The following is a 20,280-nucleotide window of genomic DNA, read 5'->3' as shown; positions in this document are numbered from 1 at the left end:
TTATGTTATTTTCAAAAATAATCTTACTGTGACTATCTTTAGGATATGAAATGAATTAATTATTTCTAACTTTCTGTTCCCACTTCCAAGCGCTTGCCATCGATTCTTCCAGAGTCAACTCTGTCTGCCATCCCAGATTACTGTTCGCTTTTTTAGTGTCAGAATAAGCTGAAATCACGTCGCCTTCTCTTCTGTCAACAATCTTGTAGGGTAATTTTTGTCCGCTTACTTTTTCGAAAGCTGCGATAACTTCCATAACAGAGCTTCCAATTCCTGTTCCCAGATTAAAAGTTTCTAATTTAGCTAAATTTTTGCTGTCTAATAAACGCTGCAAAGCAATAACATGTGCTTTTGCCAAATCAACAACATGTATATAATCCCTTACGCAAGTCCCATCAGCTGTGGGGTAGTCATCCCCATAAACGGATAATTCTTTTCTCAATCCAATTCCGGTTTGTGTAATAAATGGCACTAAATTTTGGGGAGTTCCTATAGGTAATTCGCCTATTTCTGTTGATGAATGCGCACCTATAGGATTAAAATACCTCAGCAAAATAGCGTTTATGCCACTTACTTTTGTTACATCAGTAATAATTTCTTCGCCAATTTGCTTGGTATTTCCATAAGGCGATATTGCCGGTTTAACCGATGCATTTTCATTAATCGGCATTATTTCGGCATTACCATAAACCGTGCAAGAAGAACTGAAAATAAAATGGGTTTTCGGTTTCTGTTGCAATTCCTGAAGCAAATAAATTAGAGTATTAATGTTATTTTCATAATACAAAAGTGGATTTTCTACACTTTCACCTACTGCTTTAGAAGCCGCAAAATGAATTACACCTGAAACATCAGAATGTCTTTTGAAAAAATCCTGTACTAATGATTTCTCTCTTAAATCCAGCTTTTCAAAGACTGGCATTATACCAGTTATAGCAACTATTCCGTTTAAAACTTTTTCAGACGAATTAGAAAGATTGTCAATGATAACAACCTCAAAACCTTCACTTTGTAATTCAACTACCGTATGCGAACCAATAAACCCTAATCCGCCAGTAACTAATATTTTCATAATTTTTTTATTTTGCAACGTCTTTTTGATGCCTCATTTGAGACTTTATTTCACTTCTGTTATTTCAAGTATTACACTAGTTCTCCATAAATTTACATTTGGATTTACTCCTACTTTCATAAGAAAATCACCTGAAAAAATATTTTCAGAAAGCATCGTCGAAATGACTCCTGGATATACGTTTAATTCTTTTATTGCATATTTTTTATTAGGATCTAATCCTTTCAAAACTATAGGAAGTGGTGTTGCGGTTAACATAAATCGATTATTTACCAAATAATTAAAAACGATTGCCCTGCTCTTATTTTTATTTACATACATTAATGCCGAAATATCATTTTCGTGTGGATTCACTAAACGGTACAAATCACCATGCCAAACGACATCTTTGAAGGAGTTATAGTTTGCTATTGCTTGTTTACAGAATAATTTATCGGTATCATTTAATTTTTTCGCCACAATATCAAACCCTAACTTCCCCATACTCGCCACATCAATCCTGAATTTAAGGGGTTGTTTTCCCCAGTCAGTTACATGGTTGTCTGTAGTAATAGAAGGAAAGAAATAGGAGTAATCCCATTGCATAAATATTCTTTCTATAGGCTCTGTGTCGTCACTAGGCCAAAACTCTGTGAAATATTTTAACATTTCATAATCTCCACGACCACCTCCACCTGAGCATAGCATCATAGGGACTTTAGGATATTTTGCACGGATTCTCTCGAGTACTTTATACAATCCTCTTGTATAATCGACATATAAATTTGACTGTGGAATGCCTTTTTTATTAAGATAGGCTGAGTAAGCGTTGTAAATAACTGCATTACAATCCCATTTTATAAATGCTAATTCAGGATTTTTTACAAAAAGGTTGTCTACAATTCCAAACACAAAATCCTGCACTTCTGGATTGGATAAATCAAGAACTAATTGATTTCTATAATACACTTCTGGCCTTTCCGGTTGACGAATTACCCAATCTAAGTGCTTTTCATATAACTCACTTTTAGGATTTACCATTTCTGGTTCAATCCAAATTCCAAATTTAACTCCTTCTTTTTTGGCTTCTTTGACTAAATAGCCTAAACCATGAGGTAACTTCTTGGCATTTTCTTTCCAGTCACCGAGACCTGCTTTATCATCGTTTCTAGGATATTTATTGCCAAACCACCCATCGTCTAACAAGAACATATCTACTCCAATCTCTTTAGCATCTTTAAACAAATTAGCAATTTTATTTTCATCAAAATCAAAATAAGTCGCTTCCCAATTATTTAACAACGTAAGACGTTCTCCTTCGCCATCCAAAACTCTATATTTTCTTGCCCAATCGTGAAGGTTTCTACTAGCCTCACCAGTACCATTATTAGACAAAGCATATATCAGAGATGGTGTTTTAAAAACTTGATTTGCTGGTAAAAGATATTCAGATGCATACGGATTAACTCCAGCGATAAGACGAAGATTTTTGTATGAGTCTACCTCAAAATCCAACTTAAAACTTCCGCTCCAAGCCAATTGCCCCAACATAACTGTCCCTTCTGTTTCTGATGCAGGTTTTCCAAAAGATAAAATAAAATTAGGATTTTGAAGCAGCATTGCTCTAGTACCGAGTTTAGAATCTACTGTTCTAATTCCAGGCAACAGTTTTGACTCTATCGGTTGCATTTCCTTTAGATACTGACCTTGAAAACTAGTCAAATAAAAATCTTTATTTGTAAAATATAAATTAGCCGAAGCGAATTTTTGCAATAAAACCGCCTTTTTTTCATTGTGCTTTATTTCTGACCATTGCTCGATTACGTTCTCCTTTGGCCAAACTTTATAAAACAAAGTCACCTCAAATGGGTAAACCGGATCTTTTAAAACAATACTGGTAATAGATGAATTCGCATCAACCATTTCTGTTTTATGACTTACGTATTTAAGTTCCAAGGAAGGATTTCCATCAGCATGTTTTACTTGAATAGCTGGCTCCGAAAGACTCCAAGTGCCCGCTGGAGTATACGTTGAATTATAAATTCCTGCATTTTCGTCTTTGAAATTATAAGTATCTGATACGGAAGAATACTCATTAACATTTGCCAATGGTTTACCAAAATATACTGTCATCAAACGATTCTCTTTGTCTGTTTGCAACAACATCAAATTGCTATTGGTTGCAATAGGAATTGTCACCTTTTGAGCCCATAAACTGATGGTTCCAAACATAAAAATCAATGTAAAAACACACTTTTTATCGAAACAGAATTTAAATTTTTCTCTCATAATAATTATTTTTAACGACACCCTTTCACCCGCACAATTTAGTTCACTCCCATTTATAATTTATAAAACAGGAGTGAAAAATTTTTAATTACTATTACTTTTTTATAGGCTTAATAACAAAACCATAGCTATATTCTTTATTATTTAGCAAATATTGTTCGTGAGGCAAAGCTCCCCAACTGGTGTCTCCACCAAGACCTCTTTGAGCTAAGTCTACACACACTACAACTTCTTGTCGCGGAGTAATATCATTGGTATGACGGTATTTTTTGGTCAAACCTGGATCAAAATCTTCTGGATAATTATGTAACGCACTTACTGATAATGGTTGTAATCCTTCAATTTCAATTCCATTGCCATTATTATTGGTAAGTTTCAACCAACGAACATCTGTTTTGTATCCATTCTCTTGAGGGCGCGTATAAGGAACATATTGATCTGCAACTTTACTCTCATAAATCCCTTTCAAAGATGCTGTGTTTCTGTCTTGATAGTTTTCCCATGGTCCTCTTCCATAATAATTGAAATTATCAAACTCTTTTTTAAGTGAGAATATCATCCCGAAACGAGGCATTTCTGCTAATGCATTTTCTCCAGCTTTGAAAGAATTCAACATTGTTAAACTTCCATCAGAATTCATTGTATAGGTAATCGTGTAAGTAGAAGCAACATCTTTTAAGAAAAGAGTAGACACTACGATTGTTTTCCCTGATTCTTGTTTAATTTCAATGTTTTTTAAACTACTAAACCTTCCAACAGTTCTCCACACATTACTAGAAACCTGCATATTATTTCCAAAATCGTTATCCGTTGGAGCACGCCAAAAATTTGGAACTGGCATTTGGTTGAAATAATTTACTTCTTCAGATTTATAATCTTGCATTAAACCCGTCTTCTTATTTATTGTCACCTCAACACCTGCGGCACTAAGAGTAATAGCTTCTTTAGTATCATTTACAATTGGGTTCTTGCCAGCATCTGTTATTTTTACAAAATATTTGTTTTCTCCTATTGAAAATTGTTCACGAGCTACTTCAAAATTTTGAGGCAAAACTGCGGTTCCTTCTTTGATATAGGCATAAATATTTAAAAGGTATTCTACTCCATCTTCGGCAACTAATTTTGGCAATTCAAGCTCAACTTGTTTCTTAGATCGTGGCGCAAGACTAATAGCGACAGATCCTGTTTTGAGAACTATTCCATTTTTTAGAACTTCATATTTGAAACGATATTTATCAAGATTGGTATAACTAAAGCCGTTTTCGACTTCGATAATTCCTTTATCTAGATTAACTCCTTTGAAAAGGATATCTTGATACACTTTTTTTACTTCAAAAGCACCCGGATGTGGCGTACGATCAGGCCAAACCAATCCGTTATGACAAAAATTTTCATCATTCGTATAATTTTGACCTCCCATATCGCCTCCATAAGCCCAATATTTTCGGCCTACTTCATCAGTCATTTCAAATCCTTGATCTACCCAATCCCAGATAAATCCTCCTTGCATGTTTTTGCTGCTGTGAATAACATCCCAATATTCTTGAAAATTACCACTGCTGTTACCCATTGCATGTGCATATTCACACATAATAAACGGACGTTTTACATCCTTTCTTTTAGCATATTCTTTCATGTAATCCATACTTGGATACATCGGGCAAACCAAATCTGTGTTAGCTTGTTCTCCTGCTTGCTCAAATTGAACCAGTCTTGTTTTATCTCTGTTTTTGATCCAATTATAAGCCTCTTGAAAAACAGGCCCATTCCCACATTCATTCCCCATTGACCAAAGAATAATAGATGGCTGATTTTTGTCGCGTTCCACTAGGCTATAAATTCGATCCATGTGAGCCGCTTTCCACTCCGGAAGGTATGAAGGGTGTTTTAATTTTAATTCTGCAGTCATATACGGTTCGTCTCCCATTCCATGACTTTCAATATTAGCCTCATCAACTAAGAATAAACCATATTTATTGCATAGTTTAACCCAATTTAGATTATTTGGATAATGACTACATCGCACGGCATTAATATTAAGCTGCTTCATCAACTTGATATCTTTCATCATCGTTTCTACATCTTGATAATGTCCAGTTTTAGGGTTATGTTCATGTATATTGACCCCGTGGACCATGATTCGAATACCGTTAACCAATAATTGTCCGTTCTTTAACTCTACTTTTCGGAACCCTATTTGAGTTGCAACAGTTTCAATAAATTTTCCATTTTCATCCTTTAATGTAAGTAATAAAGTATAAAGATTTGGTGTTTCATTACTCCATAGTTTAGGGGAGGAAACATTTTGCGCAAAAGTGGTTGACTCCACCGAATTAGAACCGACATTAACTTTTATTATTTTCTTAAAAACTTCTTTCCCAATTGCATCAACTAATTTAGCTTCTACCGTTTGGTTGTTTTTTGTAACTGGATTCATGTTCTTGATTTTCAAATCTACGGAAAGACTTCCGTTTTTATAGGATGCGTCAAGATCAGGACGTGCAAAAAAATCAGCTATACGAGTATTTGTTGTACTATAAAGATAAACATCACGGTCGATACCCGAGATTCGCCAAAAATCTTGATCCTCTAAATAAGAACCATCACTCCAACGATATACCTCAACAGCTACCTGATTTTTCCCTTCTTTTACATATTTAGTGATATCAAATTCGGTTGGACTTTTAGTGTTTTCACTATATCCTACTTTTTCTCCATTTACCCAAATATACATTGCCGAAGTTCCTGCTTCAAAATGAAGGTAAACACGTCGTCCGTTCCAGTTTTCTGGCAACTCGAAAGCACGACGGTAAGACCCTACAGGATTGTCAGCATGATCAATGAATGGTGGATTTTTGACAAATGGGTATGTAATATTTGTATAAATTGGGATACCGTATCCATTTAACTCCCAGTTTGAAGGAACCGAAATCTCTTTCCAATTAGTAGTATTAAAATCTTTTTTGAAAAAATCTTTTGGTCTTTCATCAGGTGTAGGAGCCCAGTTAAATTTCCATTTTCCGTCCAAGGTTAAAAACCAAGGAGAACGAGTATAATCATCTGCAATCGCCGAAGCATCATCTGCATAAGGTAAAAATGCTGCTTTTGCTGGCTCTCTATTAATCTGAAATACTGCTGGATTTTCCCAATCATTACTTACTGTCTTTTCTTGTGCATTGACAATTAAAGATGTGAATGCAAAAAAGCAGGTTAAAAAGGTATTTTTTTTCATATGAATCTTATTATTTATAGCAAATTTATAGTTTCCAAATCGTCTTTTAAAACAATTCAAAAAGTAATTATTTTTAAGGTTTACTTGTCCTACCCTAATCAAATTTTAATTTGTTTTTATTCGGAAACCTCTATTGTAAAAAAATACATAAGAGATGACAAATGATTATTGAGTTAATATCTTAAAAAATCATTTGCCAAACACTTATGTAAAACAAACTAACTAAACAAAATCCACACTTACCAAGGTGCGTTTTGGGTCATATTAGGATTATTATTCAATTCACTTTGTGGAATCGGATAATATGCAAATTTAGGAGTGAAAAGTTGGTATCCACCTACTTGGCTCGTTTTAATCACTGTTTCCAAAGTTCCCCATCTTCGTAAATCAAAGAAGTGAAGTCCTTCGCGAGCAAATTCAATATTTCTTTGGTTCATAATCTCTTTCATCATTTGGTCTTTTGTCCATCCTACCATTGAGATATCTGCTAACAGTGCTCTGTCTCTAATTCTTTTAACTAAAGGGGCTGCTTCAGCAACCTTGCCCTGCATTGTTTTTGCTTCGGCAAGCATTAAAAGAACATCTGCATAACGCATCGCATATTCATTCAATTCTGATTTCCAATCTCCTTCATCATTATTCCACCAATTTTGATTTTTTCTAATCCAAATCGCATTTGCGCCAAATTTTGATGCAAAATCCGAATTATAATATCTGCTTCCTGGATAATTCCAAGCTAGAGTAGCCAGAGCCCTTGGGTCGAATGCTCCACCAACGGCTTTCTCTTTTGTCATTGCATTTAATAATACTGTTGTAGGCAACAATTCATTCCAACCACCTACTTCACCAGGAGCACATTCTTGAGCCATAGTTGTTGCTCTTGTTCTTTCAGATGGATTTCCTCCCCAAATAGTGCCTCCACCAACTCTGCTAAACTGAATTTCGAAAACTGACTCTTTACTATTTTCATGATTTCCGTCAAATAATTCAGCATAATTAGTAAGAAGCCCATACCCATTAGTTCCTTCGTTATTTACTAATTTAGCGAATTGTTCTTCAGCTTTAGCCCAGTCTTTCATGTATAAATACGTTTTCCCAAGAAAAGCAATTGCTGCATTCTTTGTAACTCTTCCTTTAAAAGTATCAGGATAGTTTTCTGGCAAAGGACTATTGGCTGCTAATTGAAAGTCAGCTATAACTTGATTCCAAACTTCAGCTACCGTAGATTTCGATTTAAAATAATCAGCCTGCGTTTTTGGTAATTCAGTAAAAATAGGTACGGCTCCATACTCATTAACTAAATTGAAATAATTTAATCCTCTCAAAAAGGTAGCTTCAGCGACTAATTGTTTTCTTTTTGTCTCATCGATATTTGTGATTTGAGGGGCGTTATTAATTACTTGATTAGCGCGAAAAATCCCAATATACAACGCTTTGTATATTTCTGCTGGCACACCTGTACCGGCATCATTTTTATAAGAAGAAACTGCATAGCGGTCTGGCACATCGTTTCTTGCAACAAAATTTTCGGTTCTGTTTTCTTTTAGTTGCATTGCCTGAATTTCCCAATACCCAGCATTATTGTTATCAACAAGAGTATTATAAACTGTTGCTAACCCTGATTCAAGATCGGCGCCAGTTTTCCAAAAAGAATCCGTTGTTAATTTACTTGGGTCGTTTAATTCCAGATTAGTATCACATGAACTTAATAAAACAAGTCCTGTCATTAATAGTATAATTGATTTCTTTTTCATTTTAATCGATTTAAAAGTTAAGTTGCATTCCAAAAGTAATTGTCTTGCTTAAAGGATATGATTTGTAATCAATACCTCTTCCACCTAGTGCATCCGAAGACACATCTGGATTATATCCTGAATATTTAGTAAACGTATGAAGATTATCTCCCGCAAAATAGATTCTACATTTATCGATAGCTAATCTTTTAGTTAGACCATTTGGAATTGTATATCCAAACTGTATGGTTTTTATTCTAAGGTAAGATCCATTTTCAAGAAAACGGTCAGAATAATCAGCTCCATTATTGTTTTTGTCATCAATATCCAGTCTTGGAAAATTTGAATTTGGATTAAACGTAAAAGAATCCAATGTTGAACTTGCATAATTAATATTTGCTCTTACTGTTTCAAGATCTGTATTATTTCCATTGTAAATTTTATTTCCTTGTGTACCTTGTAAAGCTATCGTACAATCAATTCCTTTCCAATCTCCTTGAATTCTTAATCCATATTCAAATTTAGGGAAAGCACTTCCTTTATAATGTCTATCATCTCCATTAATTTGCCCATCTCCATTGTAATCAACGTATCTAACATCCCCAACTTGAGCATTTGGTTGAATTGGGATTCCGTTTTTACTGTGTGCATCTATTTCTGCTTGAGATCTAAATAACCCATCAGTATCAACTAGAAAGAAAGAATAAATAGGATAACCTACTTTACTATATGTTACTGGTGCACCGTGAAATGATCCTCTTGCTCCTTCTAACACCTGGCTTCCAGTACTCAATTCGTCAACATTGTTTTTGATGCTTGAAAAATTACCTGTTACATTGAAATTAAATTCCCCTATTTTTTCATTGTAAGTTAAACTCATCTCATATCCTTTATTGGTTACATTCCCTGCATTTGTATAAGGATTATTATTTGATCCTACTGACAATGGAATTGGCACTCTCAAAAGTAAATCCGAAGTTTGCTTTTTGAAATAGTCAAAAGTGTATTGTAACTTCCCATTCCATAAATCAAGATCTAAACCAACATCTGTGGTTGCAGTAGACTCCCACTTTAAACCTAGTGCAGGAGAATCTGTTTGGATATTACCAACCCATAATGAATTAGGATTTCCTGTTCCATAACTTATCCCTGAGGTAATTGATCCTACATATTGATAATCTCCAATTTCCTGATTTCCTAACACACCATAACTAGCACGTAATTTTAAATCTGATATAGGCGTTTTTAGATTACTGAAAAATGCCTCTTTACTTACACCCCATGCTCCAGAAATAGATGGAAAATTACCCCATTTGTTATTTTGACTAAATCGAGATGATCCATCACGTCTTAAAGTACCTGTCACAGTATATTTACCATCAAAAGAGTAAATTACACGACCTAGATATGAAACTAAATTGTTCTCGACATTAAAACCATTAATTGCAGGTTGTTTTGAACCCGCAAGCACACGTATACCATCAGGTATTCCACTTACAGAACCTGTTACAGATTGCAAAGTATTATTATATACTGTATATCCTGCCAAAGCATTTACATAATGTTTGCCAAAAGTTTTTGTATAATTTAAAGTGTTTTCTACTTGAGTATATTTACTTAAATCATCTTGTTGTGCTAAGGTATTATCTAAGTTTTTAAAGAAACCCCCCACTTCATAACGCGGAGTATAAGAGTATCTTTTGAATTCTGATAAATTCGCACCTAAATTTAATTTATATTTTAACCCATCAAAAAAGTTAGCCTCAACATAAGTGTTTAATAAAGCAGAGTAGGTATCACTGGTAACATCGATAAGATTTAATGCCGCAACAGGATTGAAAATATCCGTTACAGAACCAGATGCACCCCCATATCCTCCTACTGCATTTTCATCATAAACAGCAAAACTTGGAATCATTGTAATGGCACCTCCAATTGCATTTCTACCTTGTCCAGGAACACCAGGCATTTCTTTTCTTTTTTCTTTGGTTAATAAAATAGTTTCTCCTATTTTGAAAATCCCTTTTTTATAATCTGATTTCACTCGCATGTTGAAACGGTCGTAATTAGTTTCTCTAATTACACCCTCTTGATTAAAATAATTTAAAGACATACTGTATTTTAAATTATCTGACCCACCTAAAAATCCTAAAGAATAATTTTGATTAGGTGCAGCTCTAAAGATTGCATCTTGATAATTAACCCCAGCTCCTCCTACTTGAGGATTAACAGCAATAGGTAATGGTGCTTTCCCAGCTGCTGCATATGCCGCAGTACTTACTTTTGCCCATTCTTCTTGATTCAATAAATCTAATTGTTTCGTTACGCTAGAAATACCAGTAAATACATCTAGAGTAACCTTAATATCGCCTTTTTTTCCATTTTTGGTAGTGATAATGATTACGCCATTAGCAGCTCTTGAACCGTAGATTGCTGCAGCAGCAGCGTCCTTTAGAATTTCAATTGATTCAATGTCATTTGGACTTAAACTATTTAGAGATGGAACTTGAATGTCATCTACCAAAATCAAAGGAGTATTATTGTTTAATGAACCGGCTCCCCTTATTTGGATTCTGGTTCCAGAACCTGGACCACCTGAAGCGGATTCTATAGAAACTCCTGCAACCTTACCTTGAATCGCACTACCTAAGTTGGTATTACTCTGAGAATCAAGTTGTTTTGCTTTAAGACTGCTTATAGCCCCAGTCGCACTGCTTTTTTTAACAGTACCATATCCTATGACAACAACCTCATTTAAAGTATTCTGTTCTTCTTTTAATAAAATAGTTACAGTTTTTCTTCCATTTAACGCTTCTTCCATTTTGGCGTATCCTACATAAGAAAAAATTAAGATAGCATTAGGATCTGCCACATTAATTTTAAAGTTACCGTCAATATCTGTAATAGTACTGTTATTAGTTCCTTTAACATTTACAGAAGCCCCTATAACTGTTTGAGATGTTTTTTGATCAATAACACTTCCTGTGATAATATTTTGAGCCTGTAAACTAATACACGAGATCATAATAATTACTGATAGGGTGAGTTTAGATTTTAAGAACGTTTTAATTCTTAAAATTTGGTTTATATTTTTTTTAATTTTCATAAATACATAGTTTTAATTGGTTTAATTAATAGTTATTTTTTTGTAAAATTTTTTAAATAGACAAGATTGATTTGAATATCATTTTTTCATAGATTCATTGTTTTAAAATTTGGTTAATAATGGTAACTGTTTGTTTTGATAATCTTTTAAAAAGATAAAATAAATTCGCAGATTCATCCAAAAAAGATAAGATCCTAGATTAGCTCGTTGCGATTTATGATTTTAGAGCAATAACATATATAATGATGCCGCCAGAACGGATCCTATTATAGGTCCAATAATAGGAATCCAAGCATAGCTCCATTCGCTGTTTCCTTTTATAGGTAGAAGTGCATGCATAATTCTTGGTCCCAAATCTCTTGCGGGATTTATCGCATATCCTGTTGTGCCACCTAAAGATAGCCCTATGGCCCAAACTAAAATCGCTACCGGTAAGGCACCAACGGTTCCAAGACCTATTTTTGCGGTACTGTCTGAATGGAGGATTATCTCGGGGTCTGAAATGTAAAAAATTACAAAAATCAAAACAAAAGTGGCGGTAATTTCGCTTATCAGATTAGAATAGGTGTTTTTAATAGCGGGTCCTGTAGAAAAACATGCTAGCTTTTTGTTTTCATCATCAGTTGCGGCAAAATGATCTTTATGAGAAAGCCAAACAAAAAAAGCACCTAACATGGCTCCAATTATTTGTGCGGCAATATAAGCGGGGACTTGAGACCATTTAAACTTGCCTATCAAAGCTAAACCAAGAGTGACAACCGGATTTAAATGAGCACCGCTTATAGGACCTGCTACTGTAACTCCAACAAAAACCGCAAAAGCCCAGCCAGCAGTAATTACAATCCATCCTGAATTATTCCCTTTAGTTTCTTTAAGAACTACATTTGCAACTACACCGTTGCCTAATAAAATCATTAGCATAGTCCCAATAATTTCTGCTGTAAATGGTGTCATAATATATAGTTTTAGTTATTAATCTTTTATCCAATTAACCGTTCGGCCAACAGCCTTATTCCAGTTCTTCACTAATTTTTCTACTTCTGTTTGTGGCATTTCCGGTAAAAAGACACGATCAACAGACCATTGTTCTTGTAGGTCATCTATGCTTTTCCAGTATCCTATGGCTAATCCTGCTAGGTAAGCGGCTCCTAAAGCTGTTGTCTCCAATGTTTTTGGTCTAATTACTTTAAAATCAAACAAGTCTGATTGAAATTGCATCAATAAGTTATTAACAACCGCACCTCCGTCAACTCTTAATTCTTTTCCCTTTTTTCCAAAATCAGCCTCCATAGCTTTGACTAAGTCATATACTTGATAAGCAATTCCTTCTAAAGTAGCCCGAGCGATATGTGCGTTTGTAGTGCCTCTAGTTATACCAAGGATGGCTCCTCGCGCATATTGATCCCAGTAAGGTGCGCCTAAGCCTGTTAGGGCAGGGACGAAATAAACACCTCCATTATCTGGCACGCTTGCCGCTAAAACTTCAATTTCCTCGGCAGAATCTATTATTTTCGCACCATCTCGAAGCCATTGTACTGCTGCGCCTCCCACGAAAACACTGCCTTCTAGAGCATATGTTGTTTTTCCATTTATTTTCCAAGCAACTGTCGTTAATAAATTATGATTAGAATAAACGGGTTTCTCTCCCGTGTTCATTAACATAAAACATCCTGTCCCATAAGTGTTTTTGACCATTCCGGGTTCAGTGCATAGTTGCCCAAAAAGGGCTGCTTGCTGGTCTCCTGCGACACCTGAGATTGGAATTTTTGTAGCAAATAGGGTCGTACAGGTTTCTCCAAATATTTCGCTGCTTTCTTTTATTTCAGGCAACATGGCTCTTGGTATATCGAACAATTCCAATAATTCATTATCCCATTCTAAAGTATGAATGTTCATTAATAGAGTTCTGCTGGCATTTGAAACATCTGTCAAGAACATTGCCCCTTTTGTAAGTTTCCATATTAGCCATGTGTCTACGGTTCCAAAGCATAGTTTTCCTTGCTCTGCTTTTTCACGGGCTCCCGGTACATTGTCTAGTATCCATTTTATTTTAGTTCCAGAAAAATAGGCGTCTAGAACTAGACCTGTTTTCTTTTGGATTATCTCCGCATGACCTTGTGCCTTTAATTCATCACAATATTCTGCTGTCCTACGATCTTGCCAAACAATTGCATTATAAATAGGCTCGCTAGTTTCTCTATCCCACACTATTGTTGTTTCTCGCTGATTAGTAATTCCAATCGCTGCAATTTCTTTACCGGAAATTCCTGCTTTGGCAATTACTTCTGCAGCAACACTAATTTGCGAAGACCAAATTTCATTTGGATCATGTTCTACCCATCCCGGTTTAGGAAAAATTTGTTCGAATGATTTTTGTGATATGCTTACGATTTCTCCGTCGTGATTGAAGACGATTGCCTTTGAAGAAGTTGTTCCTTGATCTAGAGCTAAAATTAATTTGTTTTGCATGGTTAATATTTATAGATTTTTGATTGGTTCTTATAGCTCATTTAAAAGAAATCCTTGGGCAATGGTATTGAATTCTAATATTTGGTTTCGAATCCAAATCTCATCATGACCAAGTTCTTTTGCCAATAAATTGGCTACTTTTTCGCATGAAGCAATGGCGGCGCTTGCATCTAAAAACAACAGGCGTACTCTTCTGGCCAAAACATCATCCACCGTTCGCGCCATCTCATGATGTATTGCCCACACTACTTCCGCCATAGTGTAGTTGTAATTTGGATGCAACTTTTCGCTTAATTCAGGTTGTGTATTTTGTAATTCAATTATTTTAGGAATGTCTGTTCCATATATATATAGATGATTTTCCCGGTCTAAAGCATTAGTTTTTTTGTTTCCATGGATCGCAATATCTTCAGTTTTACACACTTTTTTTTCTAGATGATGTACTGTTATGGCCTTGTCTATGATGTCTTCGGCAATTTTTCTGTAAGTCGTCCATTTCCCGCCAGTTATTGTAATTAATCCAGTTTCAGAAATAATTATTTTGTGACTTCTTGAAACTTCTTTAGTGCTTTTTCCTTCTTTTTCTGGTGCAGCCAATGGTCTTAATCCTGCAAAAACTGATAATACATCTGCTCGAGTTGGTTTTTTTGTCAAGAATCTTTGAGCCGTTTCTAAAACAAATTCTATTTCAGATTCTAAGGCAACAGGTTCTAAACTGTGCTTTTTGATTAAAGTGTCGGTTGTTCCTACTACTATTTTGTCGTGCCAAGGCACTGCAAACAAAACTCTTCCATCACTTGTCTTTGGAACCATCAAGGCATATTCACTTGGCATGAAGGATTTATCAAATACAAGATGTATCCCTTGACTAGGCACTACATATTTCTTATATACCGTATCGTTTAGTTTCATTATCGCATTTGTAAAAACCCCAGTTGCGTTAATTACAACTTTCCCTTTTATCTCATATCGTTTTCCTGATTCTTGATCTTCTGCTAGTACACCAATAATTTGGTTTGCATCATTTTTTAATAAATTAACGACCTTGGTATGATTTAATAAACAAGCTCCATTTTCAACAGCAGTTTGAGCGATGTTTATAGCTAAACGGGAATCATCAAACTGACCATCTTGATAAATCACACCACTTACAAGACCTTTTGTTTCAACATTAGGAAGCAATTCGATGGTTTTTTTCTTTGAAATATATTTCGACCTTCCTAAACTTAAATTCCCCGCAAGTAAATCATAAATAGTTAGTCCAATAGTGTAAAAATAACCTCCCCACCAATTGTAATTTGGAATCACAAAGGATTGGTTTTTGACCAAATGCTCCGCATTTTTAGCCATTATTCCTCTCTCTTTTAAAGCTTCTCTCACTAAAGAAATATTACCCTGTTCTAGATAACGTACTCCACCATGAACTAATTTGGTGCTTCGACTCGAAGTTCCTTTTGCAAAATCAACAGACTCAAGTAAAATTGTCTTATATCCTCTGCTAGCCGAATCTAAAGCTGTGCCAAGTCCGCTAGCTCCACCGCCAATCACAATGATATCCCATTCTTGTATTTCTTTTATTTTTGATATTTGTTCTATTAGTTTCATTATCTATGGTACTGATTTTTTGCTATTTTTTGTGAAATTTAGATGGAATGCTTATAATGAGATTGTGATTGGTTTTTTAGAATTTCAGCACTCTTTTCCGGAGTAATATCTCTTTGCGACTCTCCCATCATTTCGTAGCCCACCATAAATTTCTTTACGGTTGCAGAGCGCAATAATGGTGGGTAAAAATGCATATGAAATTGCCATTCAGGATGTAATTCCCCATCAGTTGGAGCCTGATGAATTCCTGACGAATACGGGAATGAAGTCTCAAACAAATTATCATATTTTGTGGTCAATTGTTTCAATGTCAAAGCAAAATCAGTCGTTTCATCTTCAGTAAAATCAGTAATTTTACCAAAATGTCGCTTGCTGATTATCATGGTTTCGTAAGGCCAAATTGCCCAAAAAGGGACTAATGCCACAAAATGATCATTCTCAATTACTATACGTTCGTTTAGTTTTAATTCCTCTTGCAAATAATCTTGCAAAAGTGTAGTTGCATGTTTATCATAATACGCTTTCTGGTTATTTTGCGTTTTCTCCACTTCGGTGGGTAATGACGATTGCGCCCAAATTTGTCCATGCGGATGCGGATTGCTACATCCCATCACACTTCCTTTATTTTCAAAAATTTGGACGTGATTGATGTAATCTACATTACCCAAATCGATATATTCTTTTTGCCAAGTATGAATGATATTTTCAATCGCAACAACAGACATTTCTGGCAAAGTCAAATTGTGCTTTGGTGAAAAACAAACTACACGGGAAATACCTCTTTCTGGCCGTGCCTTGAAAAACGTTTCGGTTGCATTCTCTTCAAATGCAATTTCTTCCTGTTTTAAGGCAGCAAAATCATTTTCAAAAACAAAATCATTTTCATATGCTGGATTTACCTCACCATTCGCACGAACATTGCCTGGACATAAATAACATGTTGGGTCATATTCCGGTAAAGAATCTGAGCTAACTGTTTCATTTTGTCCCTGCCAAGGTCTTTTTGAACGATGTGGAGAAACCAAAACCCATTCGTTAATTAACGGATTATAACGTCTATGCGGATCTTCGTTGATGTTAAAATTTTTCATCCTAGTTATTGTTATAAAGTGATGTGCCGTTTCCGATTTTGACATTATAAATTTTTAATTCTATTCCAAAAGCATCAAAATAAAGTTCCGAAAGTTTCTTTTTAATCCTTTCTTCATGTCCTTTTTTTATCAAGTTGATGGTACAACCTCCAAAACCGCCGCCCATTAATCGGGAACCAACTACGGCATCCTCTTTTTTTAGTGCATTGACAATCATGTCCAGTTCAGCACAACTTACTTCGTAATCCCTAGACAATCCTTCATGCGTTTCAAACATCAATTGCCCTAAAACATCAATTTTTCCTTTATCTAATGCTTCACAGGCTTGGATAACACGATTGATTTCTTTTACTACAAAAAGACTCCTTCTAAAAACATTGGGACTCATTTCATCTTGTAACCCTAAAATATGCTCTTCGTTACAATCTCTAAAACTAGTTATCTCCGGAAAATTATTTTTTACAATGGCAATACCTTCTTCGCATTGTTCTCGTCTTTCATTATAAGCAGATGTCATTAAGGAATGTTTAACATTCGAATCGAATAAAATCAAGGAATAATCATTAAAATCAGCATTGTGATATTCATATTCCAATGTTCTACAATCAATTTTTATGACTTTATTTTCTAAGCCCATCACACTAGAAAATTGATCCATAATTCCACAATTGATTCCTACCCAATGTTCAGCACTTTGTCCCATTAAAGCAATATCAACTGGTTTTATATTCAAATTAAATAGCTCATTTAGACCATATAAGAAGCCGCATTCTAAAGCCGCAGAGGACGATAACCCAGAACCAACAGGAATATTACTGCTAAAAACACAGTTAAAACCTTCAAACTTAAAACCCTTTGTTTTCAATTGATTAATAACTCCTCTCAGATAATTTGTCCACACATTGTCAGACAATTCAATGGAATTCGCAAGGTTAATTTCGAATTCATCACCAAGGTCAATTGCAATTATTCTTGATTGATTTGTATTGTTTTTTTCGAAAGCAAAACAAATAATTTTGTCAATAGCAGCTGGCAAAACATAACCGTCATTGTAATCAATATGTTCGCCAATGATGTTAATTCTTCCGGGAGAAAGCACTACTTTTTGTGGCTCAGTATTAAATGCCTCTTTAAAAAAAGCAGTTGTATTTTTAATTAAAATGTCATTCATTATTTAGAAATTGCAAGTGTTCCTTTTTGTAATCCTTCGGAACTTGACGTTATTTTTATTGATTTTTTTAAACTTGATTTTTTAAGAATAATGCTGATACTATTCCATAGAATCTTAACGGATTGCCTCCAATTGTTGGCAATTATTATAATTATTTTTTGTTAAAAAGATTGAAATTTATAAATAGTTTTATGGTGATATATTTCCCCTTTTTTCAAAACTGGACTTGGAAAATGTTTGTGATTAGGGGCGTCAGGAAAGTTTTGTGTTTCAAAACAAATTCCGCTCAGTGAATGATAATCTACGTTTTCTTTTCCTTTTATAATATTAAAACAATTGCCTCCAACATAAATATGAATTCCTGGTTGATCTGTATAAACAGTCATTTTTAACATATTATTTTTGCTGAAAAGGGAAGCTGCAAATTCCTCATTATTCTCGAAAACAAAGGTGGTGTCAATTTCAGAAGGGCATTTCTTAGGATTACTAAAATCAAATGAAGAATCACTAATGTCTAAAAACTTTCCTGTTGGAATATTTTCATTTGTAGTTTCCAATATTTTTTTAGAATTAACCATTAACTCTTGCTTCAATATGTCTGATTTGTGCCCATCGAGATTAAAATAACTGTGATGTGTCAGATTCACAATAGTGTCTTCACTTGAACTTGCCTGGTATTCTATAATTAATTCGTTTTCTTCAGAAAGGATATAAGTTAACTTTACTGATAAATCTCCTGGATAATTTTCTTCCTCATCAGGACTTAAATAACTTAATGTTATCGATGGATTTTCACCTTCATTTATATTTTCTACAATCCAAATTTTCTGGCTAAAATTCTCAATTCCTCCATGAAGAGAATGATTATTGTTGTTTTTATTTAATAGAAAGGGTTTCCCATTTAAATTAAATAAACGGTTATTTATTCTTCCTGCAAATCTTCCCACCGTTGCTCCAAAATATGGAGGACTTTTCAAATGAAAAGATTTTAGATATGCCTCTAAATTATCGAACCCTAAAACAACATCAATGACTTCACCCGTTTTTAATGGCATTTTTAAGGACACTACAGTGGCTCCATAGTTTATAACCGTTAATTTCATGCCGTTTTTGTTACTTAAATCAAAAGACTCAATAACGTCCTCGACAGCTGTTAAACCAAAGAATTTCATTATATAATTAGCCATAAAATATGATATGTGTTTTTTTTCTATTCTTTTTTTATCAATATCTAAAAGCGAAATTAAAATAATAATTAAATTTTACACACCAGTACCTACCAGTTTTGTATATTGCAAAAAAATCAGTCTCATGAAAACAATTTCGATTAAAAGCAATCTTGGAATACCCAAATACAAACAGATCATCTCATCAATAGAAAAAACTATAGAAGATGGCAAACTGAAAAAAGATGAAAAATTACCTTCAATAAACAAAGTATGCTTAGAATTTTCATTGTCTCGCGATACTGTTTTACAGGCTTATGAAGAATTAAAAAAAAGGGGAATAATCTACGCTATTCTTGGAAAAGGGTACTACATAAAAAGCATTGAAATAAGTACTAAACAAAGGATTTTCTTATTATTTGAGGAGCTCAATATTTTCAAGGAGGATATCTACAACTCTTTTTTGGAAAACATCGGAAAAAAGGCTCAAGTTGACATCTTTTTCCATCATTTTAACATTCAGGTTTTTAAAAAACTAATAAATGAAAGTAATGGAAATTATACGAAATATATTATAATGCCCACCAATTTAGTTGAGGCGGCCTCCGTTATAAAAACCCTACCAGTTAACGACGTCTATATATTAGACCAAACAAATCCAGATTTAAAATCATATCCTGCCATATACCAAAACCATCTTAGCGACATCTACAATGGCTTACTAAAAGGAAAATACAAGTTAAACAAATATGAGAAACTCATATTGATATTCCCAGGATTTCGGGAGCCGTTAGGAATGAAAATAGGTTTCGAAAATTTCTGTACAGACCATAATTTCTGTTATGAAATAATCCCCGAATTTAGAAACAGAGCAATAAAGAAAGGAGAAGTGTACATTATTCCGAACGATCGAGATTTAGTAAGCGTAATTGAACAATCAAAGGTCCAAAACCTAAAATCGGGCAGTGATTACGGTATTGTGTCCTACAATGAAACCCCATTGAAAAAGATTGTAGAAAATGGAATCACTACTATTTCAACCGATTTTGAAGCGATGGGAAAAATCCTGGCCCAAATGATTTTGCAGGGTAATAAAAAACAAATAGAGAATAGATGTGCTTTAATTATTAGGAATTCCCTGTGAAAAATTAAAAAAGCACTTCTTTCAAAGCGTTTTTTCGCGCCCTTCAAGTTGAGTTGTCGGTTATTTTATAGAAGATTAAAAAACCTTTTTTGTTTATAAAGAATTACACTACTAACCGATTAATATTTTTAAACAGAAAGGGCTACTTTTAAAAGTAAGCCCTTTTTTTCATATATTTTGAGTGACAAAAAACAAAATTTATGAGTTCCAAAGATATTGAAAA

General features: G+C 34.3%; 12 protein-coding genes. 1 reads left to right on the top strand and 11 read right to left on the bottom strand.

What is annotated here, in order from left to right:
* Positions 1-55: 55 nt before the first annotated feature.
* From galE to IR213_RS10150, 11 genes are all read right to left on the bottom strand, one after another.
* Positions 56-1,072 carry a UDP-glucose 4-epimerase GalE gene (gene galE, locus IR213_RS10200; protein ID WP_194312214.1) on the bottom strand — a complete coding sequence of 339 codons (1,017 nt, stop codon included), beginning with the start codon at positions 1,070-1,072 and terminating at the stop codon, positions 56-58.
* Between the two features lie 45 nt (positions 1,073-1,117).
* The gene (locus IR213_RS10195) at positions 1,118-3,340 is read right to left on the bottom strand and encodes an alpha-galactosidase (RefSeq protein WP_194312213.1); all 2,223 of its coding nucleotides are present in this window, start codon (positions 3,338-3,340) and stop codon (positions 1,118-1,120) included.
* Positions 3,341-3,434: 94 nt separating this feature from the next.
* Positions 3,435-6,572, bottom strand: a complete 3,138-nt coding sequence (locus tag IR213_RS10190) for a glycoside hydrolase family 2 TIM barrel-domain containing protein (RefSeq protein ID WP_194312212.1) — start codon at positions 6,570-6,572, stop codon at positions 3,435-3,437.
* Between the two features lie 239 nt (positions 6,573-6,811).
* Entirely contained in the window at positions 6,812-8,326 is a 1,515-nt protein-coding gene (locus tag IR213_RS10185; RefSeq protein WP_194312211.1) for a RagB/SusD family nutrient uptake outer membrane protein, read from the bottom strand.
* Between the two features lie 10 nt (positions 8,327-8,336).
* Positions 8,337-11,330 carry a SusC/RagA family TonB-linked outer membrane protein gene (locus tag IR213_RS10180; protein WP_228479160.1) on the bottom strand — a complete coding sequence of 998 codons (2,994 nt, stop codon included), beginning with the start codon at positions 11,328-11,330 and terminating at the stop codon, positions 8,337-8,339.
* Between the two features lie 303 nt (positions 11,331-11,633).
* The gene (locus tag IR213_RS10175; RefSeq protein ID WP_194312209.1) at positions 11,634-12,365 is read right to left on the bottom strand and encodes an MIP/aquaporin family protein; all 732 of its coding nucleotides are present in this window, start codon (positions 12,363-12,365) and stop codon (positions 11,634-11,636) included.
* 18 nt (positions 12,366-12,383) lie between these two features.
* Positions 12,384-13,880, bottom strand: coding sequence for a glycerol kinase GlpK (gene glpK, locus IR213_RS10170; protein ID WP_194312208.1), 1,497 nt, complete (start codon positions 13,878-13,880; stop codon positions 12,384-12,386).
* Between the two features lie 30 nt (positions 13,881-13,910).
* On the bottom strand, positions 13,911-15,485 hold the full coding sequence (locus IR213_RS10165; protein ID WP_194312207.1) for a glycerol-3-phosphate dehydrogenase/oxidase: 1,575 nt from the start codon (positions 15,483-15,485) through the stop codon (positions 13,911-13,913).
* A 38-nt stretch (positions 15,486-15,523) separates the two neighbouring features.
* Positions 15,524-16,576: a UDP-glucose--hexose-1-phosphate uridylyltransferase gene (locus tag IR213_RS10160; RefSeq protein WP_194312206.1), complete on the bottom strand. Its 1,053-nt coding sequence runs from the start codon at positions 16,574-16,576 to the stop codon at positions 15,524-15,526.
* Between the two features lies 1 nt (position 16,577).
* Positions 16,578-17,747, bottom strand: a complete 1,170-nt coding sequence (gene galK / locus IR213_RS10155; RefSeq protein ID WP_194312205.1) for a galactokinase — start codon at positions 17,745-17,747, stop codon at positions 16,578-16,580.
* Positions 17,748-17,908: 161 nt separating this feature from the next.
* Positions 17,909-18,934 (bottom strand): aldose epimerase family protein, encoded by a 1,026-nt coding sequence (locus IR213_RS10150; protein WP_228479159.1) that lies wholly within the window; start codon positions 18,932-18,934, stop codon positions 17,909-17,911.
* Between the two features lie 124 nt (positions 18,935-19,058).
* Here IR213_RS10150 and IR213_RS10145 point away from each other — a divergent pair, with 124 nt between their 5' ends.
* Entirely contained in the window at positions 19,059-20,057 is a 999-nt protein-coding gene (locus IR213_RS10145; RefSeq protein WP_194312204.1) for a GntR family transcriptional regulator, read from the top strand.
* The last annotated feature ends 223 nt before the right edge of the window (positions 20,058-20,280 follow it).

This window comes from Flavobacterium soyangense (genome assembly GCF_015277675.1).
Lineage (GTDB): Bacteria > Bacteroidota > Bacteroidia > Flavobacteriales > Flavobacteriaceae > Flavobacterium > Flavobacterium soyangense.
This window is presented reverse-complemented; position numbering and strand designations above follow the sequence as displayed.

Excerpts from the sequence above, each read along its gene's own strand:
- IR213_RS10175 (WP_194312209.1), bottom strand. The coding sequence starts at position 12,365 with ATGACACCATTTACAGCAGAAATTATTGGGACTATGCTAATGATTTTA.
- IR213_RS10145 (WP_194312204.1), top strand. The coding sequence starts at position 19,059 with ATGAAAACAATTTCGATTAAAAGCAATCTTGGAATACCCAAATACAAA.
- IR213_RS10185 (WP_194312211.1), bottom strand. The coding sequence starts at position 8,326 with ATGAAAAAGAAATCAATTATACTATTAATGACAGGACTTGTTTTATTA.
- IR213_RS10160 (WP_194312206.1), bottom strand. The coding sequence starts at position 16,576 with ATGAAAAATTTTAACATCAACGAAGATCCGCATAGACGTTATAATCCG.
- IR213_RS10150 (WP_228479159.1), bottom strand. The coding sequence starts at position 18,934 with ATGGCTAATTATATAATGAAATTCTTTGGTTTAACAGCTGTCGAGGAC.
- IR213_RS10195 (WP_194312213.1), bottom strand. The coding sequence starts at position 3,340 with ATGAGAGAAAAATTTAAATTCTGTTTCGATAAAAAGTGTGTTTTTACA.
- IR213_RS10165 (WP_194312207.1), bottom strand. The coding sequence starts at position 15,485 with ATGAAACTAATAGAACAAATATCAAAAATAAAAGAAATACAAGAATGG.
- IR213_RS10190 (WP_194312212.1), bottom strand. The coding sequence starts at position 6,572 with ATGAAAAAAAATACCTTTTTAACCTGCTTTTTTGCATTCACATCTTTA.
- glpK (WP_194312208.1), bottom strand. The coding sequence starts at position 13,880 with ATGCAAAACAAATTAATTTTAGCTCTAGATCAAGGAACAACTTCTTCA.
- galK (WP_194312205.1), bottom strand. The coding sequence starts at position 17,747 with ATGAATGACATTTTAATTAAAAATACAACTGCTTTTTTTAAAGAGGCA.
- IR213_RS10180 (WP_228479160.1), bottom strand. The coding sequence starts at position 11,330 with ATGATCTCGTGTATTAGTTTACAGGCTCAAAATATTATCACAGGAAGT.
- galE (WP_194312214.1), bottom strand. The coding sequence starts at position 1,072 with ATGAAAATATTAGTTACTGGCGGATTAGGGTTTATTGGTTCGCATACG.